This window comes from Xanthobacter sp. 91, assembly GCF_000702385.1.
GTDB lineage: Bacteria > Pseudomonadota > Alphaproteobacteria > Rhizobiales > Xanthobacteraceae > Xanthobacter > Xanthobacter aminoxidans.
Map to the genome: position 1 here is coordinate 1,407,021 of NZ_JNIB01000001.1, position 21,117 is coordinate 1,428,137.

33 protein-coding genes are annotated in these 21,117 nt (G+C 66.1%); 10 read left to right on the forward strand and 23 right to left on the reverse strand.

The window, feature by feature from the left end:
• The first annotated feature begins 40 nt into the window (after positions 1-40).
• The 6 genes from A37E_RS0106680 to A37E_RS0106705 all read left to right on the forward strand — a co-directional run bounded on the left by A37E_RS0106680 (position 41) and on the right by A37E_RS0106705 (position 5,295).
• Positions 41-1,150 (forward strand): electron transfer flavoprotein subunit alpha/FixB family protein, encoded by a 1,110-nt coding sequence (locus tag A37E_RS0106680; protein WP_029555903.1) that lies wholly within the window; start codon positions 41-43, stop codon positions 1,148-1,150.
• 22 nt (positions 1,151-1,172) lie between these two features.
• Positions 1,173-2,480: an FAD-dependent monooxygenase gene (locus A37E_RS0106685; protein ID WP_024281024.1), complete on the forward strand. Its 1,308-nt coding sequence runs from the start codon at positions 1,173-1,175 to the stop codon at positions 2,478-2,480.
• A gap of 81 nt (positions 2,481-2,561) precedes the next feature.
• Positions 2,562-2,858 (forward strand): ferredoxin family protein, encoded by a 297-nt coding sequence (locus tag A37E_RS0106690; RefSeq protein WP_024281025.1) that lies wholly within the window; start codon positions 2,562-2,564, stop codon positions 2,856-2,858.
• A 117-nt stretch (positions 2,859-2,975) separates the two neighbouring features.
• Positions 2,976-3,779, forward strand: coding sequence for a 4Fe4S-binding leucine-rich repeat protein (locus tag A37E_RS0106695; RefSeq protein WP_051678843.1), 804 nt, complete (start codon positions 2,976-2,978; stop codon positions 3,777-3,779).
• 262 nt (positions 3,780-4,041) lie between these two features.
• Complete coding sequence (locus A37E_RS0106700) at positions 4,042-4,806, forward strand: dienelactone hydrolase family protein (protein WP_029555905.1); 765 nt, start codon at positions 4,042-4,044, stop codon at positions 4,804-4,806.
• Positions 4,807-4,959: 153 nt separating this feature from the next.
• Positions 4,960-5,295: a hypothetical protein gene (locus A37E_RS0106705; protein WP_029555906.1), complete on the forward strand. Its 336-nt coding sequence runs from the start codon at positions 4,960-4,962 to the stop codon at positions 5,293-5,295.
• A 45-nt stretch (positions 5,296-5,340) separates the two neighbouring features.
• Here the strand turns inward: A37E_RS0106705 and A37E_RS0106710 are convergent, their stop codons facing one another.
• Positions 5,341-5,826, reverse strand: a complete 486-nt coding sequence (locus A37E_RS0106710) for a hypothetical protein (RefSeq protein WP_038192717.1) — start codon at positions 5,824-5,826, stop codon at positions 5,341-5,343.
• Positions 5,827-6,143: 317 nt separating this feature from the next.
• Here A37E_RS0106710 and A37E_RS0106715 point away from each other — a divergent pair, with 317 nt between their 5' ends.
• Positions 6,144-6,389: a hypothetical protein gene (locus tag A37E_RS0106715; protein WP_024281030.1), complete on the forward strand. Its 246-nt coding sequence runs from the start codon at positions 6,144-6,146 to the stop codon at positions 6,387-6,389.
• A gap of 79 nt (positions 6,390-6,468) precedes the next feature.
• Positions 6,469-6,708, forward strand: a complete 240-nt coding sequence (locus tag A37E_RS0106720; RefSeq protein ID WP_029555908.1) for a hypothetical protein — start codon at positions 6,469-6,471, stop codon at positions 6,706-6,708.
• A 38-nt stretch (positions 6,709-6,746) separates the two neighbouring features.
• On the opposite strand, the gene A37E_RS0106725 is transcribed toward A37E_RS0106720, so the two are convergent.
• The 7 genes from A37E_RS0106725 to A37E_RS0106755 form a co-directional block, all read right to left on the reverse strand.
• Positions 6,747-7,181 (reverse strand): group II truncated hemoglobin, encoded by a 435-nt coding sequence (locus tag A37E_RS0106725; protein WP_029555909.1) that lies wholly within the window; start codon positions 7,179-7,181, stop codon positions 6,747-6,749.
• Positions 7,182-7,204: 23 nt separating this feature from the next.
• Positions 7,205-7,372: a hypothetical protein gene (locus A37E_RS27150; RefSeq protein ID WP_168457281.1), complete on the reverse strand. Its 168-nt coding sequence runs from the start codon at positions 7,370-7,372 to the stop codon at positions 7,205-7,207.
• Positions 7,373-7,399: 27 nt separating this feature from the next.
• On the reverse strand, positions 7,400-7,732 hold the full coding sequence (locus A37E_RS0106735; RefSeq protein ID WP_245279281.1) for a DUF6156 family protein: 333 nt from the start codon (positions 7,730-7,732) through the stop codon (positions 7,400-7,402).
• A gap of 45 nt (positions 7,733-7,777) precedes the next feature.
• Positions 7,778-8,257: a Rieske 2Fe-2S domain-containing protein gene (locus A37E_RS0106740; RefSeq protein WP_029555911.1), complete on the reverse strand. Its 480-nt coding sequence runs from the start codon at positions 8,255-8,257 to the stop codon at positions 7,778-7,780.
• A 185-nt stretch (positions 8,258-8,442) separates the two neighbouring features.
• Entirely contained in the window at positions 8,443-8,838 is a 396-nt protein-coding gene (locus A37E_RS0106745; protein ID WP_024281035.1) for an iron-sulfur cluster assembly protein, read from the reverse strand.
• Between the two features lie 73 nt (positions 8,839-8,911).
• Positions 8,912-9,394 carry a hypothetical protein gene (locus A37E_RS0106750; protein ID WP_029555912.1) on the reverse strand — a complete coding sequence of 161 codons (483 nt, stop codon included), beginning with the start codon at positions 9,392-9,394 and terminating at the stop codon, positions 8,912-8,914.
• Positions 9,395-9,432: 38 nt separating this feature from the next.
• Positions 9,433-10,296: a xanthine dehydrogenase gene (locus A37E_RS0106755; RefSeq protein WP_038192719.1), complete on the reverse strand. Its 864-nt coding sequence runs from the start codon at positions 10,294-10,296 to the stop codon at positions 9,433-9,435.
• 236 nt (positions 10,297-10,532) lie between these two features.
• Here A37E_RS0106755 and A37E_RS0106760 point away from each other — a divergent pair, with 236 nt between their 5' ends.
• Together A37E_RS0106760 and grxD are read left to right on the forward strand one after the other, a co-directional pair.
• Positions 10,533-10,766: a BolA family transcriptional regulator gene (locus tag A37E_RS0106760; protein ID WP_024281038.1), complete on the forward strand. Its 234-nt coding sequence runs from the start codon at positions 10,533-10,535 to the stop codon at positions 10,764-10,766.
• A gap of 92 nt (positions 10,767-10,858) precedes the next feature.
• The gene (gene grxD, locus A37E_RS0106765; protein WP_024281039.1) at positions 10,859-11,188 is read left to right on the forward strand and encodes a Grx4 family monothiol glutaredoxin; all 330 of its coding nucleotides are present in this window, start codon (positions 10,859-10,861) and stop codon (positions 11,186-11,188) included.
• A gap of 160 nt (positions 11,189-11,348) precedes the next feature.
• Here grxD and A37E_RS0106770 read toward each other — a convergent pair whose 3' ends face one another.
• The 15 genes from A37E_RS0106770 to nifS all read right to left on the reverse strand — a co-directional run bounded on the left by A37E_RS0106770 (position 11,349) and on the right by nifS (position 21,107).
• Positions 11,349-11,573 carry a hypothetical protein gene (locus A37E_RS0106770; protein ID WP_024281040.1) on the reverse strand — a complete coding sequence of 75 codons (225 nt, stop codon included), beginning with the start codon at positions 11,571-11,573 and terminating at the stop codon, positions 11,349-11,351.
• Between the two features lie 216 nt (positions 11,574-11,789).
• On the reverse strand, positions 11,790-12,104 hold the full coding sequence (locus tag A37E_RS0106775) for a ferredoxin (RefSeq protein ID WP_024281041.1): 315 nt from the start codon (positions 12,102-12,104) through the stop codon (positions 11,790-11,792).
• Positions 12,105-12,156: 52 nt separating this feature from the next.
• Positions 12,157-13,362, reverse strand: coding sequence for a DegT/DnrJ/EryC1/StrS family aminotransferase (locus tag A37E_RS0106780; protein ID WP_029555914.1), 1,206 nt, complete (start codon positions 13,360-13,362; stop codon positions 12,157-12,159).
• The gene (locus A37E_RS0106785) at positions 13,362-13,625 is read right to left on the reverse strand and encodes a hypothetical protein (protein ID WP_024281043.1); all 264 of its coding nucleotides are present in this window, start codon (positions 13,623-13,625) and stop codon (positions 13,362-13,364) included. Before A37E_RS0106785 ends, A37E_RS0106780 begins: the two co-directional genes overlap by 1 nt.
• 88 nt (positions 13,626-13,713) lie before the next feature.
• Positions 13,714-14,043, reverse strand: a complete 330-nt coding sequence (locus A37E_RS0106790) for a hypothetical protein (RefSeq protein ID WP_029555915.1) — start codon at positions 14,041-14,043, stop codon at positions 13,714-13,716.
• 158 nt (positions 14,044-14,201) lie between these two features.
• Positions 14,202-14,441: a nitrogen fixation protein NifZ gene (locus A37E_RS0106795; RefSeq protein ID WP_024281045.1), complete on the reverse strand. Its 240-nt coding sequence runs from the start codon at positions 14,439-14,441 to the stop codon at positions 14,202-14,204.
• Positions 14,442-14,449: 8 nt separating this feature from the next.
• Positions 14,450-14,767, reverse strand: a complete 318-nt coding sequence (locus A37E_RS0106800; RefSeq protein ID WP_029555916.1) for a nitrogen fixation protein NifZ — start codon at positions 14,765-14,767, stop codon at positions 14,450-14,452.
• Positions 14,764-15,546 carry a 4Fe4S-binding leucine-rich repeat protein gene (locus A37E_RS0106805; protein ID WP_029555917.1) on the reverse strand — a complete coding sequence of 261 codons (783 nt, stop codon included), beginning with the start codon at positions 15,544-15,546 and terminating at the stop codon, positions 14,764-14,766. The genes A37E_RS0106800 and A37E_RS0106805 overlap by 4 nt, the downstream gene beginning before the upstream one ends.
• The gene (locus A37E_RS0106810; protein ID WP_029555918.1) at positions 15,536-16,078 is read right to left on the reverse strand and encodes a tetratricopeptide repeat protein; all 543 of its coding nucleotides are present in this window, start codon (positions 16,076-16,078) and stop codon (positions 15,536-15,538) included. The genes A37E_RS0106805 and A37E_RS0106810 overlap by 11 nt, the downstream gene beginning before the upstream one ends.
• A gap of 100 nt (positions 16,079-16,178) precedes the next feature.
• The gene (locus tag A37E_RS0106815) at positions 16,179-16,493 is read right to left on the reverse strand and encodes an iron-sulfur cluster assembly accessory protein (protein ID WP_024281049.1); all 315 of its coding nucleotides are present in this window, start codon (positions 16,491-16,493) and stop codon (positions 16,179-16,181) included.
• A gap of 11 nt (positions 16,494-16,504) precedes the next feature.
• On the reverse strand, positions 16,505-16,729 hold the full coding sequence (locus tag A37E_RS0106820; RefSeq protein ID WP_011995790.1) for a 4Fe-4S binding protein: 225 nt from the start codon (positions 16,727-16,729) through the stop codon (positions 16,505-16,507).
• 24 nt (positions 16,730-16,753) lie between these two features.
• Positions 16,754-18,292, reverse strand: a complete 1,539-nt coding sequence (gene nifB / locus A37E_RS0106825) for a nitrogenase cofactor biosynthesis protein NifB (protein ID WP_156026259.1) — start codon at positions 18,290-18,292, stop codon at positions 16,754-16,756.
• Positions 18,293-18,685: 393 nt separating this feature from the next.
• On the reverse strand, positions 18,686-19,552 hold the full coding sequence (locus tag A37E_RS0106830; RefSeq protein ID WP_029555920.1) for an SIR2 family protein: 867 nt from the start codon (positions 19,550-19,552) through the stop codon (positions 18,686-18,688).
• Positions 19,553-19,558: 6 nt separating this feature from the next.
• Positions 19,559-19,774: a putative nitrogen fixation protein NifT gene (nifT, locus tag A37E_RS0106835; protein ID WP_024281053.1), complete on the reverse strand. Its 216-nt coding sequence runs from the start codon at positions 19,772-19,774 to the stop codon at positions 19,559-19,561.
• 133 nt (positions 19,775-19,907) lie between these two features.
• Positions 19,908-21,107 carry a cysteine desulfurase NifS gene (gene nifS / locus A37E_RS0106840; protein ID WP_029555921.1) on the reverse strand — a complete coding sequence of 400 codons (1,200 nt, stop codon included), beginning with the start codon at positions 21,105-21,107 and terminating at the stop codon, positions 19,908-19,910.
• Between the last annotated feature and the right edge of the window lie 10 nt (positions 21,108-21,117).

The following is a 21,117-nucleotide window of genomic DNA, read 5'->3' on the forward strand; positions in this document are numbered from 1 at the left end:
GCGCGCCCTTCGTTGCACCAAGATCAGTGAGCCGACCATCATGAGCGAGCCCAAGACACCCCCAGCCCCCGCCGCCGGTGGACGTGCGTCCACCAAGAAAGAGCTGCCGGAACACTTCAAGGCGTACAAGCACGTCTGGGTGTTCATCGAGCAGGAGCGTGGCCAGGTCCATCCCGTGTCCTGGGAACTCATGGGCGCGGGCCGCAAGCTCGCCGACAAGCTGGGCGTGGAACTGGCCGCAGTCGTGGTCGGTGCCGAGGGCGAGACCGTGCGCGGCGCGGTGGCCGAATCCTTCTGCTACGGCGCCGACCTCGCCTATGTGGTGGCCGACCCGGTGCTCACGGACTATCGCAACGAGGCCTATACGGCCGCGATGACCGACCTCGTGAATACCTACAAGCCGGAGATCCTGCTGCTCGGCGCCACCACGCTCGGCCGCGACCTCGCCGGCGCCGTGGCGACCACGCTGCTCACCGGCCTCACCGCCGATTCCACCGAGCTGGACGTGGACGCCGACGGCTCGCTGGCCGCCACCCGCCCGACCTTCGGCGGCTCGCTCCTCTGCACCATCTACACGCTGAACTACCGCCCGCAGATGGCGACGGTGCGCCCGCGCGTGATGCCCATGCCGATCCGGGTGGAGAAGCCCATCGGCCGGGTCATCGAGCACAAGCTCGGCGTGGTGGAAGCCGACATCGTCACCAAGATCCTGAACTTCATCCCCGACCGCGATTCCAACAAGGCCAACCTCGCCTATGCGGACGTGGTGGTGGCCGGCGGCATGGGCCTCGGCTCGCCGGAGAATTTCCAGCTGGTGCGCAACCTCGCCGTGGCCATGGGCGCCGAATACGGCTGCTCGCGCCCGCTGGTGCAGAAGGGCTGGGTCACCTCCGACCGCCAAATCGGCCAGACCGGCAAGACCATCCGGCCGCGGCTCTACATCGCCGCCGGCATCTCGGGTGCCATCCAGCACCGGGTGGGCGTCGAGGGCGCGGACCTGATCGTCGCCATCAACACCGACAAGAACGCGCCGATCTTCGACTTCGCCCATGTGGGCATCGTCACCGACGCCATCCGCCTTCTCCCGGCCCTGACGGAAGCCTTCGCCAAGCGCCTCTCGGCCCACTCCAGCGACAAGCTCGCCAGCTGACAGCCAGCGAAAGGAACATCCGATGATCGACGAAAGGTTCGATGCGATTGTCGTCGGCGCCGGCATGGCCGGCAATGCCGCCGCCTACACCATGGCCTCCCGCGGGCTGAAGGTGCTGCAGCTGGAGCGTGGCGAATATTCCGGCTCCAAGAACGTGCAGGGCGCCATCCTCTACGCCGACATGATGGAAAAGATCATCCCGGACTTCCGGGAGGACGCGCCGCTGGAGCGTCACCTGATCGAGCAGCGCTTCTGGATGATGGGCGAGAACTCCCACACCGGCCTGCACTACCGGTCCGACGACTTCAACGAGGAGAAGCCGAACCGCTACACCATCATCCGCGCGCAGTTCGACAAGTGGTTCTCCTCCAAGGTCCGCGAGGCCGGCGCCCTGGTGGTGTGCGAGACCACGGTGACCGAGCTGGTGCAGGACGCCTACGGCAAGGTGATCGGCGTCAAGACCGATCGCGGCGGCGGCCAGATCCATGCGGACGTGGTGGTGCTGGCGGAAGGCGTCACGGGCCTCCTCGGCGCGCGGGCCGGCCTGCGCAAGATCCCGAAGCCCACCGAGGTGGCGCTGGCGGTGAAGGAGATGCACTTCCTGCCGCAGGAAGTCATCGAGCAGCGCTTCAACGTGAAGGGCAACGAGGGCGCCGTGATCGAGGCCGCCGGGACCATCTCGGAAGGCATGACCGGCATGGGCTTCCTCTACACCAACCGCGAATGCGTGTCGGTGGGCCTCGGCTGCCTGGTGTCGGACTTCCAGAAGAGCGGGGAGTCGCCCTACACGCTGCTGGAGAAGTTCAAGCGCCACCCCTCCATCGCCCCGCTGCTGGAAGGCTCCGAGGTGAAGGAATATGCCGCCCACCTCATCCCCGAGGGCGGCTTCAAGTCCATCCCGCAGCTCTATGGCGAGGGCTGGGTGGTGGTGGGCGACGCCGCCCAGCTCAACAACGCCATCCATCGCGAGGGCTCGAACCTCGCCATGACCTCCGGCCGCATCGCCGGCGAGGCCATCTTCCAGGTCAAATCGCGCAAGGAGCCGATGACCACGGCGAACCTCTCGCTCTACAAGAAGATGCTCGACGACAGCTTCGTGATAAAAGACCTCAAGAAGTACAAGGACATGCCGCAGCTTCTGCACATCCAGTCGCAGAACTTCTTCCTCACCTATCCCCAGCTGGTCAACAAGGCCATGCAGAACTTCGTGCGTGTCGACGGCACCCCGAAGAAGGAGAAGGAGAAGATGACGGTGAAGTCCTTCACCTCCGCGCGGTCGTGGGCGGGCCTTTTCGGCGACGCCTTCAAACTCGCCCGCGCCTGGCGCTGAGGAGCTTTCAGCTCAGCGCATCCTGTTTTCCCACCTTGCGCGACGGGCCTTGCCCGTCGCCCGATTACCGGGAGATTTTTCATGGCCACCGAAACCGCCGTCCGTGTCGAGGACAAGCTTTTCCAGAACCGCTATCTGGTGGATGCCGGGCGCGCCCACATCAAGGTGCGGCCCCACACCACCCCCTCCGCCGCGCTGCGCTCCCTGCTCACAACCTGCCCGGCCCGCTGCTACGAGCTGAACGACAAGGGTCAGGTGGAGATCACCGCCGACGGCTGTGTCGAATGCGGCACCTGCCGCATCATTGGTGAGCCCTCCGGCGACATCGAGTGGAACTATCCGCGCGGCGGCTACGGCGTGCTGTTCAAGTTCGGCTGAGGCTTTCGGGCCCCAGAGGTAATAAAATAGCGATCGGGAGCCGGCGCACGGCTTCCGGTACGCCATCTGGCGTCAAGTCGCCTTCGCCCCTAGATTAGGGGGCGGGAGGACGATTTCATGTCCGCATTTTCGTCAGGATCAACGGCCGGAGAGCCGGGGTTCGCCGAAGGTTTCGCATCCGACTTCGCCGTCGAGGCGATGGATTGGCAGGGGCGCCCCCTGCGCTGCCAGGATTGTCCCCATGAGGACATCAAGGCCGAAGGGCGCTGCGATCTCGGCAAGGCGTGCGTCCTCGACCGTCGGCGCAAGCGCATCGACCGTTTTTTCGCGAACAATGCGGCGCTCGCCGCGCGCTATCTCGACCATCCCTATTTCGAGGTGCGGGCGCTGGCCGCCCGACACGCCAGCGTCTTCCTCATCACGCCGCTGAAGGACGACGCCGAGCCGGACGTGCGGATGGTCTGCGCCGAGCGCCTGCCCATCGCCCGCATTCGCGACATGCGTTTCGATCCCGAGCCGCGGGTGCGCATCGCCGTCGCCCAGCGTCTGGAAGGCAGCGATCTCGTCGCCCTCATGTCGGATGTGGACTACACCGTGCGCATGGCAGCCGCCCGGCGCGCGCCGGCGGATGCGCTGGTCTATCTGATGCACGACCCGGAAGTAGACGTGCGGCGCATCGTGGCCGCGCGCCTGGCGCAGGTGCCCCTCGCCCGCATGGCCGACGACGCCGATCCGCTGGTGCGCGTGGTGGTGGCCGAGCATCTCGATCCCGAACGGCTCGTCGCCCTGCGTGGCGATCCCGACATGCGGGTGCGCTTTGTCGTTGCCGAGCGGATCTCCCCGGCGTTCCTCGCCCCGCTCACCCACGACGACGTGCCGCCCATCGCCGAGGTGGCGCGGGAGCGCCTCGCCGCCGGCTGAGCCGGGCTTTTCCCGTCCGACGATCCAATGGCCGGCCTCCCAGGGCCGGCCATTTTCATTTGCGCGCCTCATGACGCGAATGATTGGCGCTCGCGAAGTAGTTTTTGCTGCGACGCGATATTTACTTGATGCAGGCGCACAAAACACGCTGCACCGCACGTATTTCTCGCCCTCTGGCGTCCAATTTGCATGTCGAAGCTGTTTCAGACTGGCAGAGCGAGCGGCCCTGCCCCTTTTCAGCCGCTCGGAAACCGAGGATGCCATGGTCGAAGTCACAGCAAGCAACGTGAAATTCTCCGCCTATCGGGCTGATCCGGAAGGCGCGCCCAAGGGCGCGGTGGTGGTCCTGCAGGACGTCTACGGCGTCAATTCGGACATCCGCCAGATCGCCGACGGCTTCGCCGCCGCCGGCTATGTCGCCATTGCGCCGTCCCTGTTCGACAAGGTGAAATCCGACATCGAACTCGACGCCGCCGCCACCGACGAGGGCAAGGCCCTCACCGAGGAGGTCGGCACCGACTGGTCGCTGGAGGCGATCCAGGCCACCGTCGATACGGTCAAGGACGCCGGCAAGGTGGCCCTCGTCGGCTACGCCTGGGGCGGCTTTCTCGCCTACACCGCCGCCAACAAGGTGAAGGGCCTCGCCTGCGCCATCGGCTATCACGCCGAGGAGGGCATCCTCGACGGCATGTCCGAGAAGCGCCGCATCCCCACCCTCATGCACTTCGCCGAGGCTGATCCGGCCATCGCGGAAGCGGACATGATCCAGTTCCGCGCCCGCCGGCCGGATGTGTCGGCCTTCTCCTACCCCGGTGCCAATCGCGGCTTCAGCTACAAGGCGAACCCGGCCTATGACGCCGCCGCCGCCGACCAGGCCATGGAGCGCACCCTGTTCTGGATCTCCCAGTATGTGGTCGGCCAGGGCCCGGTGCAGTTGAAGAATGCCGGCGCCTATGCCCTCGCGAAGACCGAGAAGAAGGGCAAGAAGAAGTCCGAGGCCAACGACATGGGCCCGCCCATGGACTGACCTGCGGGGGCCAAGCATTGGCCTTCCGTCGCCGCGTGCCGGCGGGCGTTCCTCTTGACGCGCCGCCGGCCCGGACGTTTCATCCCGGTAGCGGGCGATGGGTCCGGTTCATCACCCCGGATCAGGGGGCGCACATCCGCCGGAGCGTCGGACATGAGCGTGATCGAGCATGATTTCGGGGCAGGCAAGCGGCGGACGGAAAAGCGCTTTCGCGACCTCCTGAACCTCGATGCACTGCACGAGCAGAATGTCCGCGCCAATCCCCTGCCCTATCTCGAGCGCGCGAGCGAGCGCATCTATCAGCTCGAGAAGACCATCTTCGAAGCGGCGCTGGCCGCCCGCCCGGCCTTCGGCGCCGAGGCCGACGACAAGGGGCCGACCGTGACCCTCAGCAAGGCGGAATATGACCGCCTTCTCGCCTGCCGCGCCATCATCGATTCCGCCCTCGCCGAGATCCAGGCGCGGCCGGAAGAAGACAAGCCCCGTTGAGGCCCGGAAATCCGTGAGCGCGCGGACGCGCCCACGGTGTGCACGTCAGTTATGGACGGAGGGCGGCGGGGTCCACTGATAGAGATCGCCCCAGCCGTTCAAGGCCTTCACCTCGTGGGTGAAGCCGAGGTCGCCGAGTGCGGCGGCAAAGCCCAGTTGCTCGCCGCTCTTCACGCTGGCGAGCAGCGGCACCTTCCTGCCCTGCAATTCGCCGAGCAGCGCGGGGAGCACCGCGTCACCCTTGGCGGCGGGCGCGACGGCGGCATAGGTCACATGGATCGCCTCGCTGTTGCGGAAGCCCCATTCGAACGTATCGCGCCGAGCGAGCAGCGCGCCCACGATGCCCTTCTCATTGTCCACCACCACCGGCGACAGGCCGGAGGTGCAGCAGGCCACGAGCTCGGACAGGAGCGTCTCCTGATCGGCTTCGTCATCCGCGTTGAAGGGGACGGCGGCGGCCGCCTGACGCAGCAGCCCCCACAGGCCCTGGACGTCGCTGAGGGACGCCATACGGCGAGTCAATTCAGCCATGAAATGTATCTCCGGAGCAGACAGAAAAACAACGTCGTCATCTTAGATCAAAGGCTAGTAAATTCAATAATTACCGCTCATGATCCCAGAATAAGCCAACGCCTTCACCTGACCGCACGACAGTGTCATGAAGCATACGCCCACATCCCGGGGATGTGCGATGCGCGACACCCAGCCCCGCTGCCGGCAGGCCGCCGCCGCTTGGCAAGAACCTTGCTGCGCGCACCGCGCGGGGACAGTCGATCGCCCCGCCAAACCCGTTTGGAGCCCCGGCCTCCGGAAAGTCCTTTCCCGGAGCGCGTCCTTTGGAGTGAGGCATGTCGACGAGCGAAGGTTTCTTCATTGACTGGGACGGCAACGCCCGCAGCGTCGATGATCCCGGCGGCGGATATCTGTGCGAGACCGACCGCGTGGCGAAATATGTAGCGGTGACGACCAAGACCGGCACGCTGGTGCACGAGGGCACCTTCTACAAGACCATGGAAGACATCGCGAAGGCCGGCATCAAGGCCGGCTTCGTGCCGGGCTCCCACCCCTGGGGCTCCAAGCAGGACGGCTTCTAAAGCCCGCCGGCGCCGGGCCTGCGCGGTCATTTTCGCGCCGGCCCTCCCCCACACAGCAGACAACCCCGGAGAATTGGCGATGCTCCCGACGACCATTCTCATCGACGAGGCCCCCCGCTGCGTCGTCCGCCCCAACGACACCAAGGCCCTCAACCGCTTCCTGCGCAACGCGAAGGATTTCCTCCTCGCCGAGAAGCCGGAGGGCAAGATCACCCACCGCAGCGCGGCCGAAGACGAGATGGCGAAGTGGAAGGATGCCCTCGCGCTGCACCAAGCCTGGGGCGGGTCCGACGAGGATTTCTTCGGCGTGCCGCTTTAGCGCCGCCCCCTCGCCGCCCCGTCGCCGCCCTTGCCGTTTCAGGGCCGCGCGGCGTGGCCCACGGTGTCGTGCGGATTGCCGGCGGTGTTGCGCATCCAGTCGGCGAGCTTCGCCATGGCATCGTAGATGGCGGCCCGCGCGGCGCCATCCGCCACCGTCTCCTCCAGCGCGCCATGCATGCACAGCAGCCAGGCGTCGCGCTCCGCATTGCCGATGGAGAACCCCATGTGCCGCTGGCGCAGCCGCGGATGGCCCTTCTCCGGCGAATAGAGCTTGGGGCCGCCGGTCCACTCGCTGAGATAGCGCTTCAGCACCTGCTTGGTGTTGCCGAGATCGTCGGCGTGCATGGCGCGGATGCCCTCCGCCTCGGGCAGCGTGTCCATGCGCGCATAGAAGGCCTCCACCAGCCGATCGATGACGACCGCGCCGCCCAGGCGCTCATACATGGTTGTGGTCTCGGCGACGTCCGACATGATCTATTCCTTCGGGCTCGGCCCTATTCGTCCATGTTGGGCAGGAGGATGACCTCGGCCGGCGCGCCGGCGCCTTGCGCCGCGACAAAATCGAGGGCGGAGACCAGCGAAAGGCCGCCGTCCGCCTCCATCAGCACCACGGCGTCCGGCGGCATCCTGCCGAGCGCCTCGACCAGCTGAGCCACCGTCATCCGTCCTGCCCTCCTGTCGGCGCCGGGCTATTCCGGCCGCATGGGTGATCCCGCCTCGTCAAAGGCGACGATCACCGTGTCCTCATCCACCATGCGCACCTCGGCGCGCTTCAGCGTCCCGTTGCCATGGTAGCTGTAGCGATGGGCCAGCTCGACCTCGCCATAGACCATCTTGTCGAAGCCGGTCAGCTGGCCGGCCTCGTCGAACCAGGCCCGGATGAAGGTGTTGCGGTGGGTGAGCTGCGCCTCGGGGATGGGCTCCACCAGCCGGAACGGCATCTTCACGCCGGTATAGGTGATAAAGAAGCGGCATTCCCCCGGCATGTCCGGCGGCACCGCGCTGGCGGCCTCTGCACTCATTCGTCCGTCTCCCGACACCTGCGCCTTCACCATCACGACTGCCGATCAGTCGGGAGAAATCATGATTTCCATGGTCTCGTCGAAATCGTCATAGGGAAAGCCGACCACCTCCGCCTCCACCAGCGGCACGCCGCACAGGCACACATCCGCGCCCACGATGGCCACCGCCACCGGCTCCAGATGCGCACCCTCGCACGCGCCCTCAGTGCAGGCGCCGCTCTCGATGTCGAACAGCGCCCCATGGCGGCCGCAGCGCAGATGCGTGCGCTCGGCATTGAAGAACTGGCCGCCACCGATGTTGAGCCACGCGCCCTTGTGCGGACAGGCATTCACATAGCCCACCACCTCGCGCGCGCCGGTGCGCACCACCACGATGCGGAACGGCCGCGCGTCCCCCTCCGGAGTCAGTCGGGACAGATCGAACGCCTTCGCCTCGCCGGGCGGCAACTGGTGCGTCCCGCAGATGGCGAAGACCGCGATCTCGGCTTCGGTGTCCTGTTGCTCGGCAGATTGTTCGGCAGACATCACTTCCCCGCCGGCCCCTCCCGGAGGCGCCGGCCCCTGTCGCAAATGAAACAGTCCCTGCCCGGCTGGAGCGGCAGATCCGCGGCCGGCGTGAAACCATCCGGGATTAGCAGGAAGCGTGCCGAACGCCGGCAGCAACGAAAATGGCCGGCGCGGGGCCGGCCACTCCGCTTCTGTCAGGTGTCTCAGAGCAACCCCAGCTCGAGCTGGACCTCGTCGCTCATGCGCGACTTGTCCCATGGCGGATCGAACACCAGCTTCATCTTCACGTCGCTGACGCCGGGCACCACCACCACCGCTTCCTGCACCCAGCCGAGCATCTGCCCGGCGACCGGGCAGCCCGGCGCGGTCAACGTCATGTCGATCTCGACCCCGCCATCCTCCTTGACCTCGATCCGATAGATCAGGCCAAGATCATAGATGTTCACCGGGATTTCCGGGTCGTTGACGGTTCTCAGCGCCGCGACGATGCCTTCGAGAAGAACGGCATCATCCTCGGCGAATTCTTCGAAATTGCGCACCTCGCCGTGGACGATCATGGTCGTCGGTGCGGCAAGGCCGTGCTCCACAGGCTGAGTCATGTGACCAATGCCTCCTGCCCCCTCATCGTACCCGATAACGTAGCAAGCACGATGCCAACGATGGCCCCGGCCTTCAATCCAGACCCTCGGCGAGGGCCGCGACAACTGGCCACCCTACCGCGCCGGTGGGGTCGAGCACCTTGAGCGCCTCGAGCTTCTCCACCGCAAGCTCCGGCTGGTTCTGGCGCAGGTGAATGAAGGCCAGCGCCTTGAGCGTGTAGAGGGCGAACCGGCCCGGCCCGTCGGGCAGCAGGTCGTAAGGCACCCAGTTGTGCCAGTCCGTGTCCCAGCCCGCCTGGGTCGCCGCCTCGATAAGCCCGCCCCGCGCCGCGGCTTCCGCCTCGTCCAGATTGCCCTGGTAGGTGTGGATCTTGTAAAGGCAGAAATAGACCGGCAGCTCGGACGGGGCCGTGGCGAGCGCCTGACGGAACAGTTCGTCCGCGCGCTTCCTGTCCTTGCGATAGGCAATGACTCCCTGCTGCAGCAGGGCGTTCACGGGGCCGGAGACCTCGCCGAAATTGATGACATCGGTGTTGGGGAAAAGATCGACGCTCACGTTTCTACCCTTCGGTGGGGCCGGCGAAGGGCGCCGCTCTACTTGACCAGATGAGGATTGGGCGCGGCTTCGGTGAGCCGGGCGCCGCGGAAGGTCAGCGCCCGGCTCACCGCCTTGGCGATGACAAGGGCGCGGGCATCGAGCCCGGTCCAGTCAGCGCCGCGGCCACGCGGATCGATCTCCAGAAGCTTCACCCCGGCCGGAACCTCCGTGCCGTCCCGCACCACACCGCGCACCACACCGTCGAACGGGGCGCGGATGGGCTCGTTGCCGAGGAAGCCGATATGGAAATCCTTGTAGACGCGGGTGCCGATCTCAATGGCCGTGTGCCAGCGGCCGGGCACGCTCGAATGCACGAAGCGCTCGCTCGTCACGCCGCCGAGATCGCGGGGAATGTGGTCCGGCTCGTCCGTTGGGCCGTGCTGGATCACCTGCCCCTCCTTGCCGGGGCGCGTCTCGATGGCGAGATCGCAATTGGTGCCGCCGCCGAATCCCGGCCCGAGGCCAATGGTGAGCCGCGCGAGGCGGCGCAGGTCCGGCGTCACCTGATACTTGTTCATGCGGGCATCGACGAGCAGCTCGATGGGCCCGAGGACGATGAGATCGAGCAGCCCAAGGGTGGTGACCAGCACATCCCCGCGCAGCAGGCCCTTGCGGACATCCACGCCGGTATCGGCCCGCACCGCGCGCACGCCGTCCACGCGCACGTCGTCCTCATACAGAGCGTCGTGAAAGGCCATCTTGCGCCGGATCACCGGCGGCACCGGATCATGCGACAGCACAACGCCATAGCCGCCGCGATGCAGCTCGACGGCCACGGCCGACGCGATCTCGTTGGTGCCGAGTATGGTTGCAAAGCCATTGCGCGCCGCACCGCGTCCCTGCTGTAGCAAATCGCTCATAACGGTTCTCGTTTCCCCGGGGCGACAAGGCGTAAGCAAGAGGCGGGCCGTTTGGAACGGCCCCAGGCTCGCCCCCATGCCCCCGAGCCGCGCCCTCCGGCGGCCGGGTCTGCCCTCCCCGGCCGATCGCGCTGTCAGATTTGCGACAGCCCAGCCGCCTGTGCGGCCGCATTTGCACCAATGGCAAGTGGTGCCGCGCTTGCATGGGGGCGTCGCACATCGAAGGAGACAGCGCGATGGCCATGGCCGCAGACGAAATCGAGCGCCTCGTGAAGGAGGCTCTTCCAGACAGCCAGGTGATGATCATCGATCTCGCCGGCGACGGCGACCACTACGCCGCCCGCATCACCTCGGAAGCCTTCAAGGGCAAGAGCCGCGTCCAGCAGCACCAGATGGTCTATGCGGCGCTTGGCGAGCATATGGGCGGCACCTTGCACGCCCTCAAGCTGGAGACGCTGATCCCCAAGTGAGATCGTCCGCAGCGCCATACGCGTCGCGGCGGGTTCCGGCCCATTTCAAATCCACATTTTCATCCGTTTCGTTTCAATCAGGAGACTGCCCCATGGCCACCACTGCCGAACGTATCGAAGACATCATCGCTTCCAGCGATGTGGTCCTGTTCATGAAGGGTATTCCCGCCGCCCCCCAATGCGGCTTCTCGGCCGCCGTGGTGCAGGTGCTCGCTGGCGTCGGCGTGCCCTATCGCGCCGTGGACGTGCTGCAGGACCCGATGGTGCGCGAGGGCATCAAGGCCTTTTCCAACTGGCCGACCATTCCCCAGCTCTACATCAAGGGCGAATTCGTCGGCGGCTGCGACATCGTCCGCGAGATGTTCCAGGCCGGCGAGCTGACCCAGCTCCTCGCCGACAAGGGCGTCGCCGTCACCGCCTGACAGCGTTGATCCGCAAAAAAGGGCCCGGATGCGAGCGCATCCGGGCCCTTTTGCTGCACTATGGAACGACCTCGAAAACATGCCGGGCCGGATGAAACAGTCGGCCCTCAAGTATTCGCAAAACCGAAAGACCCTGCACCGGCCATTCGTCCAGGCCGGCTCACGCCGCCTTGGTGGCCGCCTCGACCTTGAAGGCGTCCACATCGGCGCGGGTCAGGCGGAACACGCCGCGACCGCCGGCCAGAGCCTGGTAGGTGAGCGGAACACGGTAGGACAGGAAATCGAACCATTCCTGCGGGTTGAGGCCCTGGGGCCGCTCGCTGATTTCGGCGATCGTCCCGTTGGCCGCAAAGCGGGCGTGAATGATGACTGCTTCGTCGCTCATCTCATCTCTCCTCTCAACGTTCTTCACTGGCGCGGACCCGAAGGGCAGGACTTGGCCGCCCGAAGCCCGCACGACGACTTGATTACCCGGCACGCTTTTTGTTGAGCTCCCGGCAGCGCGCCACCGGAAGCTTTTGTCTTCAGCCACGGCCGGAAGGCTCCGCCCTTCCCGCCGCCGACGGTCCCGGCGCCCCCGCGGGAGCGCCGCCCAACGCGATCAGAAGCCCGAGAACTCGCCGAGCAGCTCGATGGTCACGTTCTCGGTGCCGAGCACGGTGACGTGCTTGGCGAGGCGGGACTTGGAGCCGACACCGACGATCGCGTCGAGGCTTTCGTTCTCCTCACGGGTGGTCTTGGAGAGGCCCTTGCGGCCTTCCTGGACGAACACGTGGGACGCGCTGCCGTCCTTGTCGCTCTTCTGGCGCTCCGCGAGCCCCGGCTCGACGGTGATGAGCGCCTCGAGGAGGTTCGTGCCCTCCCCGACTTCAATGGTCTTGCCCATGGGGAGGACCTTCAGCGTAACCGTGGACATCAACAACTCCTGTCGTTTCGTCTTAGTGTTTGGGGTGCGATCTTGTTGCGTTTCAGTAGATGGCGGCGCCCGCCCCTACATTGACCGAGGCATCCTTCATCGTTGCCACGATGAACTCGATCTCCTCCTCGCTCAGGTGGGTGTGGAACGGCAGCGCCACCGCGCGGTCGGCCACCTTCTCCGTCACGAGGAAGTCGCCCCGGCGATAGCCGAGGTCGAAATAGTGCCGCTGCACATGCAACGGCGTGCTGTAGCCGGCGGATTCAACCTTCTCCACCTTGAGATCCTCGACGATGGAATCGCGGCTCGACTTGGAGAAACGGGTGCCGAGATGGACCACGTAGAGGAACCAGTTCACCTCGGTCACGTCCGGCCCGATGAAGGGGTCCTTGATGCCCTCGAAGGACTGGACGTACTTCTGGTAGAGGTGCTCCACCGTGCGCCGCTGCTCGAGGATCTCCTCGAGCCGGCGCAGCTGGGTCAGGCCCAGCGCGGCGGTGATGTCGCTCATGGCGCCCTGGTAGGGCGCGCTCATGCTGACGACGACGGAGGACCGCTCCTCCAGCTTGTGGGAGCGGAAGCGCCGCAGCGCCACGGCGACGTCGATGTCGTCCGTCACCACCATGCCGCCCTCACCGCACACGATGGGGAAGGGCTGTGAGAAATCGAACACGGCCGTGTCGCCGAACGTCCCCACCAGCGCGCCCTTGTAGCGCGAGCCGATGGCCTCGGTGGAATCCTCGATGAGCGCCAGCTTGTGCTTGCGGGCCAGCTCCTGGAAGTCCGTCCACGGCGCGGGATGGCCATTGGTGTTGCCGGCGACGATGGCCTTGGTCTTGTCGGTGATCTTCGCCTCGGCCTTGGCCGGCACCAGGGTTCCCGCCCAATAGTCGATGTCGGCGAACACCGGACGCGCGCCGGACAGGCTGATGGCGTGCACGGTCTCGCGGAAGGAATAGGGCGAGGCGATCACCTCGTCCCCCGGGCCGATGCCGTAGGCCTTCAGGGTGTAGAGCAGGCCGAGGGTGCCGCTCGGCACCGCGACGGCATATTTGCGGCCGAGATAGGCCGCGAACTCCGCCTCGAACTGCTCCGCCAGAGGACCGCTGGACAGGCGCGGCGCCTGCATGGCCTCGGTCACCGCCTGCAGCTCGATGACGGTAATGTCCGGATCGGACAGGAGGATGCTGGTGGCCTCGCCACCCTCGCCCTCGCTCTCGCCGAGATCGAAATCGTCCAGGAAATCGGCGTCGCTCATCACGCGCTCCGCCGTGCGAGGATCACGCCTGTGGCGGCGCCGGGATCGGAGGTGATGTGGGCGCAGTGGTCCGCGGTGTCGAGCAGATGCACGTCGTATCTGGGATAGGTGCGGAACGGCGCCTCGGTGACGTCGGAGGCGTCGCACTGGGTCCAGGAGAGCGCCGGAAAGCGCTTGCGCAGTTCGGCGAAGACCGGGCCCGCCGGCTCCTCGGCGGTGAGCACCTTCTCGATCTCGGTGAGGTCGCTGTCGCTCAGGGCCATAACCTTACTCTCCCGTGCCGGAATGAGACACGACCGGCGGCTTTGTCGCGGTCCGTCCCATGCCATGCAGGATCATTGCCAGTTTGGATCACTGCCAAAATCGACGTTCGGTGTCGTCGTTCAGAAGCTCCAGCAATTCCTTCAGCCGCTCGTGAATACTGTCGAGCTCCCAGAGGCGCTTGCCGTGGTTCTTGCGGAACAGCTGCCAGGAGGCCTGCTCCGGATCGAAGATCATCAGCGCGATGTCCACCACCCCGCCTTCGGGATCGATGTTACGCGAGCAGCACGCGCTCTCGATCCGGTAGCCGCCCTCCGTGGCGACGACGCGGGGCGTGACATAGCGATAGCGCTTGCGCGCCCTTATGGCGCGCTCGATGCGCTTCCTGTCGAGATCGTTCGGATGAGCGGGCAGCCTCATCGTCCTATCTCTCGCGGCTGTGTGGCGCGCGCGGCCGGCGCCGCGCATCTAGAGCATTTTCGAGCGAAGTGGAGTCCGGTTCGCGTAAAGAAAATGCGGACTGTCAAAAGCTTGGAGCATTTTCGGCGGACCGATGTTCGCCGAAAATGCTCCAGGGATCAGAGCGGCTGGATCTCTTCCTCGAGGCACCCCACCACCAGGCGCTCGTTGAATTCGATGAGGTAGATGGGCGTGTTCGTGTCCGTGTGCTGGCCCACCTGCACGATCTCGCCGACGGTGCCGACACCCACCAGCAGCCCCTCGTCCGGCATGTCGGGATAGGACCCGTCATTGTAAAGATCGATGAGGGTCTTGACCTTCATGCCCCAGTCGTACTTGGGCAGGCGCGGTTCGAGCATCATGGCAATCAAACTCCGGGGGCGGGGGGCAGCGGGATGTCCTGTTCTTCGCGCGGAACGGCGCTTTCCAGTTCCTTGCGCTTCATGCCGACGCGGTTGCCGCTCTCGGTGAACTCGACGCCGTAGATGTAGAACTGCTGGAGGAAGGTACCGATGGAGACGACGTAGCCGATCTCGCCCTTCTTCGCGAGAATCTCGCCGATCTCCTTGCCGGCATAGGTTCCATCGTTGCGGATCACCCGCTTCGCCTTCACCTTCTCGCCGAAATTGAAGTAAGGCGGCTCGGAAATCTCCACCACGTCGCTGTCGCGGACGATGTTGCTCATAGCGGCATCTCCCTCAAGAGCTGCCCGCCCGCCTCGATGCGGGAGCGGGCGACCTCGCGCACGAACTCGTCGTCATCTTCCAGGAACCGGGCGAGCTGGGACGGCGCCACCCGACCGGCGACCTCGTGGCGCACCCGCCAGTCCGCGTCGGACGCGAGGGCCGGAAGAAGGTCCGGGGCGAGGCGCTGCGCCACCTCCAGGCGGACGGCCGCGCTGCGGTCGCCGGCCATGCACATCAGCCATTCGGACGGCAGCCGCTGTGCCACCACCTTGCGCACCTCCGGCTCGGGATCATCCACGAGGCGCGACAGCAGGGGCGGCGCGATGCGGCGGGCCACCACCAGGCGCACATAGTAGTCGTCGTCCGCCAGCATGGGCGCCAGCTCCGCATCCTCCAGCAGCGAGACGATGCGGATGCGCACCTCGCGATGGGGATCGTTGCGCAGCGGCAGGATGAGCCGCTTGGGCAGCCGGCGCGCCGCGTTCCAGCGCACGGTCTCCTCGGGATCATTGAGGAGTGGCTTCAGGAAGAACACGTCCGCGTGCTTCGCCGCGATGGCGCGGACCTCGAAATGTTCGTGGCCCACGTAGGAATTGGCGAGCTTCGGATTCCAGTTGAAGAAGCGGTCGATGCGCCGAGCGTAGCGGTCGTTGACGCAGGCGCGCCTCAGCTGGCACTTGCCGGCCGGCAGAAGGTCCGCCGCGTGGACGCAGCGCCGGCAGTCGATGTCTTCGCCGAGCCAGGTCTTGGCATCCTCGATGTCGTCGTCAGTCTTCATCGTCCTGCCCCGCTCTGTTCAGCACGTCGAGCAAGAGCGTCGCGCCGATCTTGTCGGACGGATCCAGCTCGAGCAGCTTCATCACCGCGGCGCGCCCCTCGTCCAGATTGCCGAGGCGCATGTTGAGGTAGGCGTAGCCCTTCAGCGTGAACAGGAAGAAGCGCGGCATCAGGCGGTCGTAGCGGGAAAATTCCGCATCTTCCGCCCGCACGTCCCGCCAGTCGGCCGGGAGATTGGTCTCCCGCTGCGCTTTGGCGAGGCATTCCCGCGCCACCCCCAGGCACTCCCGCAGGCGGCCCTTGTAGAAGTAGAAGCGATAGAGGCCGATGAGCACCGCCGCATGGCCCGGGGCGATGGCCTCGGCCTTGCGCAGATGCGCTTCCGCCACATCGTCCTGCTGGTAGGAGAGGCCGGCTTCCCACAGATGGAACTGTGCGTCCTCCGGCAACCCTCCGCCCATCACCGCGCTCGCAAGGAGCGCTTCGGGGGTCAGGACGTCGGGCTCGCCAAAGGCCTGTGCGGAACCCTTCATCCCTGTCCCCGTCCTGTCCTTGAGCCGGAGCCGGTCGAACCCCGGCCCGGTGAAGTCCGGGGCGGCGCCAGGCCGCCCCGGAAGAGGGCTCTCCCCGCCGTCAGTGGGCGTGGGAGGAGCAGGTGGTCGCCTTGGGATCGTTGAAGACGAGCCCGGTCTTGGCGGCCGTGTCGGTGAAGTCGATGGTCACGCCATCGAGCAGCAGGCGGCTTTCCGCCGGCAGGAACAGCTTCACCCCGTCCTTCTCCACCACCACATCGCCGGGCTGCGGTTCGGGCAGCACGGAGATGTCGGCGTTGAGACCGGAGCATCCGCCGGGCGTCACATGCATGCGGAAGCCGGCGGTGGGGCCGCCGTCCGCCATGATCATCATGCGCATGAAGCGGGCGGCGGAGCGGGTCATGGTGAAGTTCATCGCGCAGCTCCTCAGGCGGTGGGCTGATAGCGGGGATATGCGTTGTCGATCACGCACGTATCGTCCACCGGACAGACCGCCGCGCACTGCGGCACGTCGAAGTGGCCGATGCACTCGGTGCACTTCTTCGGATCGATCACGAACGTCCCGTTCTTCTCCGAAATGGCCACGTTGGGGCATTCCGGCTCACAGGCCGAGCAGCTCGTGCACTGCGACGCGACGATTTTGAGGGTCATGGCGATGCTCCTTGTCTTCGCCGGTCAGGCCGCGTTGATGAGCGCGCCCTGCCGGATCTCGGCGTCGCCACGCGCGGTGTGGACGATCTCGCCGGTCTTCACCTTGTTGAGGTATTCCTTGAACCAGGTGATGGCGGACTTCTCGATGAACTCGTGGGCGAAGGTGTCGACGGGCTCGATGCCGGCCTTGATGAGGTCCGCCTTCGGGCAACCGCCAATCTTCGCCACGAACACCGCGTGGCAGTCGTTGATGGCGCGGATGATGGTCTCGAGGCTGTCCTCCTCGCCGTAGCCGCCCTGGCAATACAGGTCGACGCGGCGATGGCCGACGAACTTGGCGCCCGCCGTGGAGAGTTCCCATACCTGGAACTCCTTGGCGTGGCCGAAGTGCTCGTTGATGAGGCCCGAGCCCTTGGTAGCAACCGCGGTGAGCAGCTTGATGTCGCTCTGCTCGCCGGCGAGAGCCTCCAGCTCCTCCTGCTTCGCCGCCACCTTGGCGACACGCTCTTCCTCGACGAGGGCCTGGTAGGCCTTGCGGCTGTCGAGGTCGTAATTGACCTCCATGGCCATGATCTTGTCAGTGGTGAACTCGGCGGAGCGGTCCTCGCCGAGGAGGCCCACGGCGTCGGCGCGGCACTGACGGCAGTGACGCATCATGTTCATCTCGCCCTCGCACTCGTCCTGGAGCGCCTTGAGCTCCTGGGCGGTCGGGCCGCGCTGGCCGTTGAGGCCGAACACGGTGCCATGCTCGGGGGAGGAGATGAGCGGCATGATGTTGTGCAGGAACGCGCCACGCGACTTCACCGCGCGGTTCACCTCGACAAGATGCTTGTCGTTGATGCCGGGGATCATCACCGAGTTCACCTTGCACAGGATGCCGCGCTCGGTGAGCATCTCGAGGCCGAGCATCTGCCGGTCGGTGAGGAGCTTGGCCGCCTCATAGCCGGTGTAGCGCTTGTGCTTCCAGAACACCCAGGGATAGATCTTCGCGCCGACCTCGGGGTCCACCATGTTGATGGTGATGGTCACGTGGTCCACGTTGAAGCCGGCGATGGTGTCCACGTGGTCCGGCAGGGCAAGGCCGTTGGTGGACAGGCAGAGCTTGATGTCCGGGGCGGTCCGGTTGATCAGCTCGAAGGTCTTGAAGGTCTTCTCGGGGTTGGCGAGCGGGTCGCCGGGGCCGGCGATGCCGAGCACGGTCATCTGCGGGATGGTGGAGGCCACGGCCAGCACCTTCTTCGCGGCCTGCTCGGGCGTCAGCTTCTCCGAGACCACGCCGGGGCGGCTCTCGTTGGCGCAGTCATACTTGCGATTGCAGTAATTGCACTGGATGTTGCACGCCGGGGCAACGGCAACATGCATACGCGCATAGTGGTGGTGGGCTTCTTCACTGTAGCAGGGATGGTTCTTCACCTTCTCCCAGATCTCGGTGGGCAGGTCGCCCTGGCCGGCCGACGAGCCGCAGCTCGCCTTGCCCGAACCACCCGAGGTGCCGCAGCCCTGGTGCTCGGCCTTGGCCTGCATGACCTCGGCCAGCTTCTCGTCCATTCCGACGGCGTTCATGCCAACCGCGTTTTCTTGCTGTGTCGACGCGTGCATCTATCTGCTCCTCGCTTGCAGCAGGATCCCGATAAATCCTTGGCTGAGAGAGGAGCAACAGCCGTGCCAGCCCGACAGAGGACAGATACCTGATAAATATCAATCACCTGGAGGGGGAACATCTGGCTGTCGGCTTGTGAACATCGAGCCGCGACACGACTGACATGTTGGAAAAGTTACATGCTCGGCGTCGATTTGCGGCCTGTCCCGGCGCGCATTTGATCGAGGTCAATGCGAGCCCGAGAATCCCCTTCCCTCGCCTGCTTCCGGGCGAAGGCGGCAACCCCAAAAGCAAGGGGAGCATGTCCGGTGCCGGACATGCTCCCTCTCATTGGTCACGCCGGGACGCAGCCCGCGTCAGGCGGACATGATGACGTCGAGCGCCTTCGGCAGCGACATGGCGATGGGCGTGATGGCGTGGGTGAGCAGGAAGCGCAGCTCGTTCTTGGTGAGCGTCGCCTCGTCCACGATGGCGAAGTGCGGCGCGCGCGAACGCTTGGAGATCTGCCGGGCGTAGGTGCGCAGCATCTGGTCGTGGAAGCGACAGCCGAGGAACAGGAAGCTGCGCTCGGTGCGGCGGTTCTTCACCACGTCCGGGATGGGCGTCTGGATGTCGATCTCGGTGAGGACCTCGACATAGTCCGCGTCGGAGATCAGCCAGTTCTTCGCCGGCGCGGCGCTGCCGTGGGGCTTGTAGAGAACGGTCTTCCAGCCTTCCGCGATGGCGCGGTCGCTCTCGGTGCCGGCGGGATCATAGAAGCGATACCAGCGGTCCTCGCCGATGCCGGCGCGGGTGATGCCCTGCGCCTCGCCCCAGTCCGAGCGGCCGGCGAGGGCTGCGCGCATGGCGCCGTCGTACCAGGTGTCCACGATCAGCGCGAGGGGCAGGCCCGCGAGGAAGGTGTGGAACGGCAGCGGCGGCACCTGGGGCCCAAACGCCTCCGCCATCAAGGCGGAGACGGTGTTGCGGTGCTTCATGCTCTCGATGTGCTGGGCCGCGGCCCAGCAATTGCCCTTGGCGCGCTTGGGCAGGGCCACCTTGGTGCCGAAGAAGACCGACAGGTCTTCCGGCGTCACCGGAATGGCGGGGGCTCCGAGGGCGAGGAGGCCGGGCCCGAGGTAGGGCACGACCTTGTCGGCGCGCAACTCCGCCGCCACGTCCTTCAGGACGGCTTCGGCGTTGGCGAGCTTCAGCGTCTCGATATTGGCGACGGAAATGTTCATCTCAGCTCACTCCTCCTCGCCACGCTTCTTGGCGTTGACGGTGATGGGCAGGGTGGTTCCCTCGGCCATCTCGGGCAGGTCGAGCACCCAGCCGTTGGCGATCTTGATCCAACCACCCCACAGGGACTCATGCTCGAACTCGACGATCGGCTCCTCCAGGTCCTTCTTGGGGACGTAGATGGACAGGCCGATTTCCGGGGAACGGCGAATCATGACTTTCATTTATTGGCTCCTTGATCGGGCTTTACTCGCCGCTGTGACCCGGCAGGACCGAAGCCCGAACGGGGACGCTGGTGATGCGCGCCGGGCGCGGGGCACCGCACGGAGCACGAAAGGGTGTGGCGTATGGCCGACATCAGACATGATCGGCGACGGCAGATGCATCGCCCGTGGCCGCCGCCCAGGCCGGCGACATGGCGCGCAGGCGGGCGACGATGTCGGGCAGAACCTCCAGCACGCGGTCCACGTCGTCGCTCGTGTTCTCGCGCGACAGGGACAGCCGCAGCGCCCCATGCAGCGCGCTCGCGGGCAGGTTCATGGCGCGCAGCACATGGGAGGGCTCGGTGGAGCCCGAGGTACAGGCCGAGCCGGTGGAGGCCGCGACGCCGGCCTTGTTGAGATTGTGCAGCACCGCCTCGCCGTCGAGATATTCGAAGGCCACGTTGGCGGTGTTGGGCAGGCGGTTGTCGCCGTCGCCGTTGAGCAGAGTGTGGCTGACCTGCTGCAGGATGCCCTGCTCCAGCCGGTCGCGCAGCGCCTTCACGCGGGTGCGCTCCTCCTCCATGTGGGCGAGAGCCAGCTCGGCCGCCGCGCCGAGGCCGATGATGCCGGGCACGTTCTCCGTGCCGCCGCGCCGCCCGCGCTCCTGATGGCCGCCACGCACCAGCGGGCGGAACTTCACGCCCTTGCGCACATAGAGCGCGCCGATGCCCTTGGGGCCGTGCAGCTTGTGACCGGAGAGCGAGAGCATGTCGATCTCGGTGGACTTGAGATCGATGGCGACCTTGCCCACGGCCTGCACCGCATCGGTGTGGAACAGGGCGCCCGCCGCATGGGCCTGTCGCGCGAGATCCGCCACCGGAAACAGCGTGCCGGTCTCGTTGTTGGCCCACATGACGGAGACCAGCGCCGTCTTCGGCGACAGCGCCGCGGCGAAGGCGTCGAGATCGAGCCGCCCCTGCCGGTCCACCCCGATGAGGTGGACCTTGATGCCCCGCGTCTTCTCCAGATGGGCGACGAGGGTGAGCACCGCCGGGTGTTCCACCGTGGTGGTGACGATCTCGTCCCGCCCCTCCTGGGTCTCCAGCGCGGAGAGGATGGCGGCGTTGTCGGATTCCGTGCCGCCCGAGGTGTAGATGATCTCGTGGTCGAACTGTGCACCGAGGAGGGCCTGCAACTGCTTGCGGGCCTTTTTCAGCGCCTCGCCCACATGCTCGCCGAAGGCGTGGGTGGACGAAGCGTTGCCGAAATGCTCCGAGAAGAACGGCAGCATCGCCGCGACGACGGCAGGGTCGGTGCGCGTCGTCGCGTTGTTGTCGAGATAGACCGGGCGCACGGCGCTCACC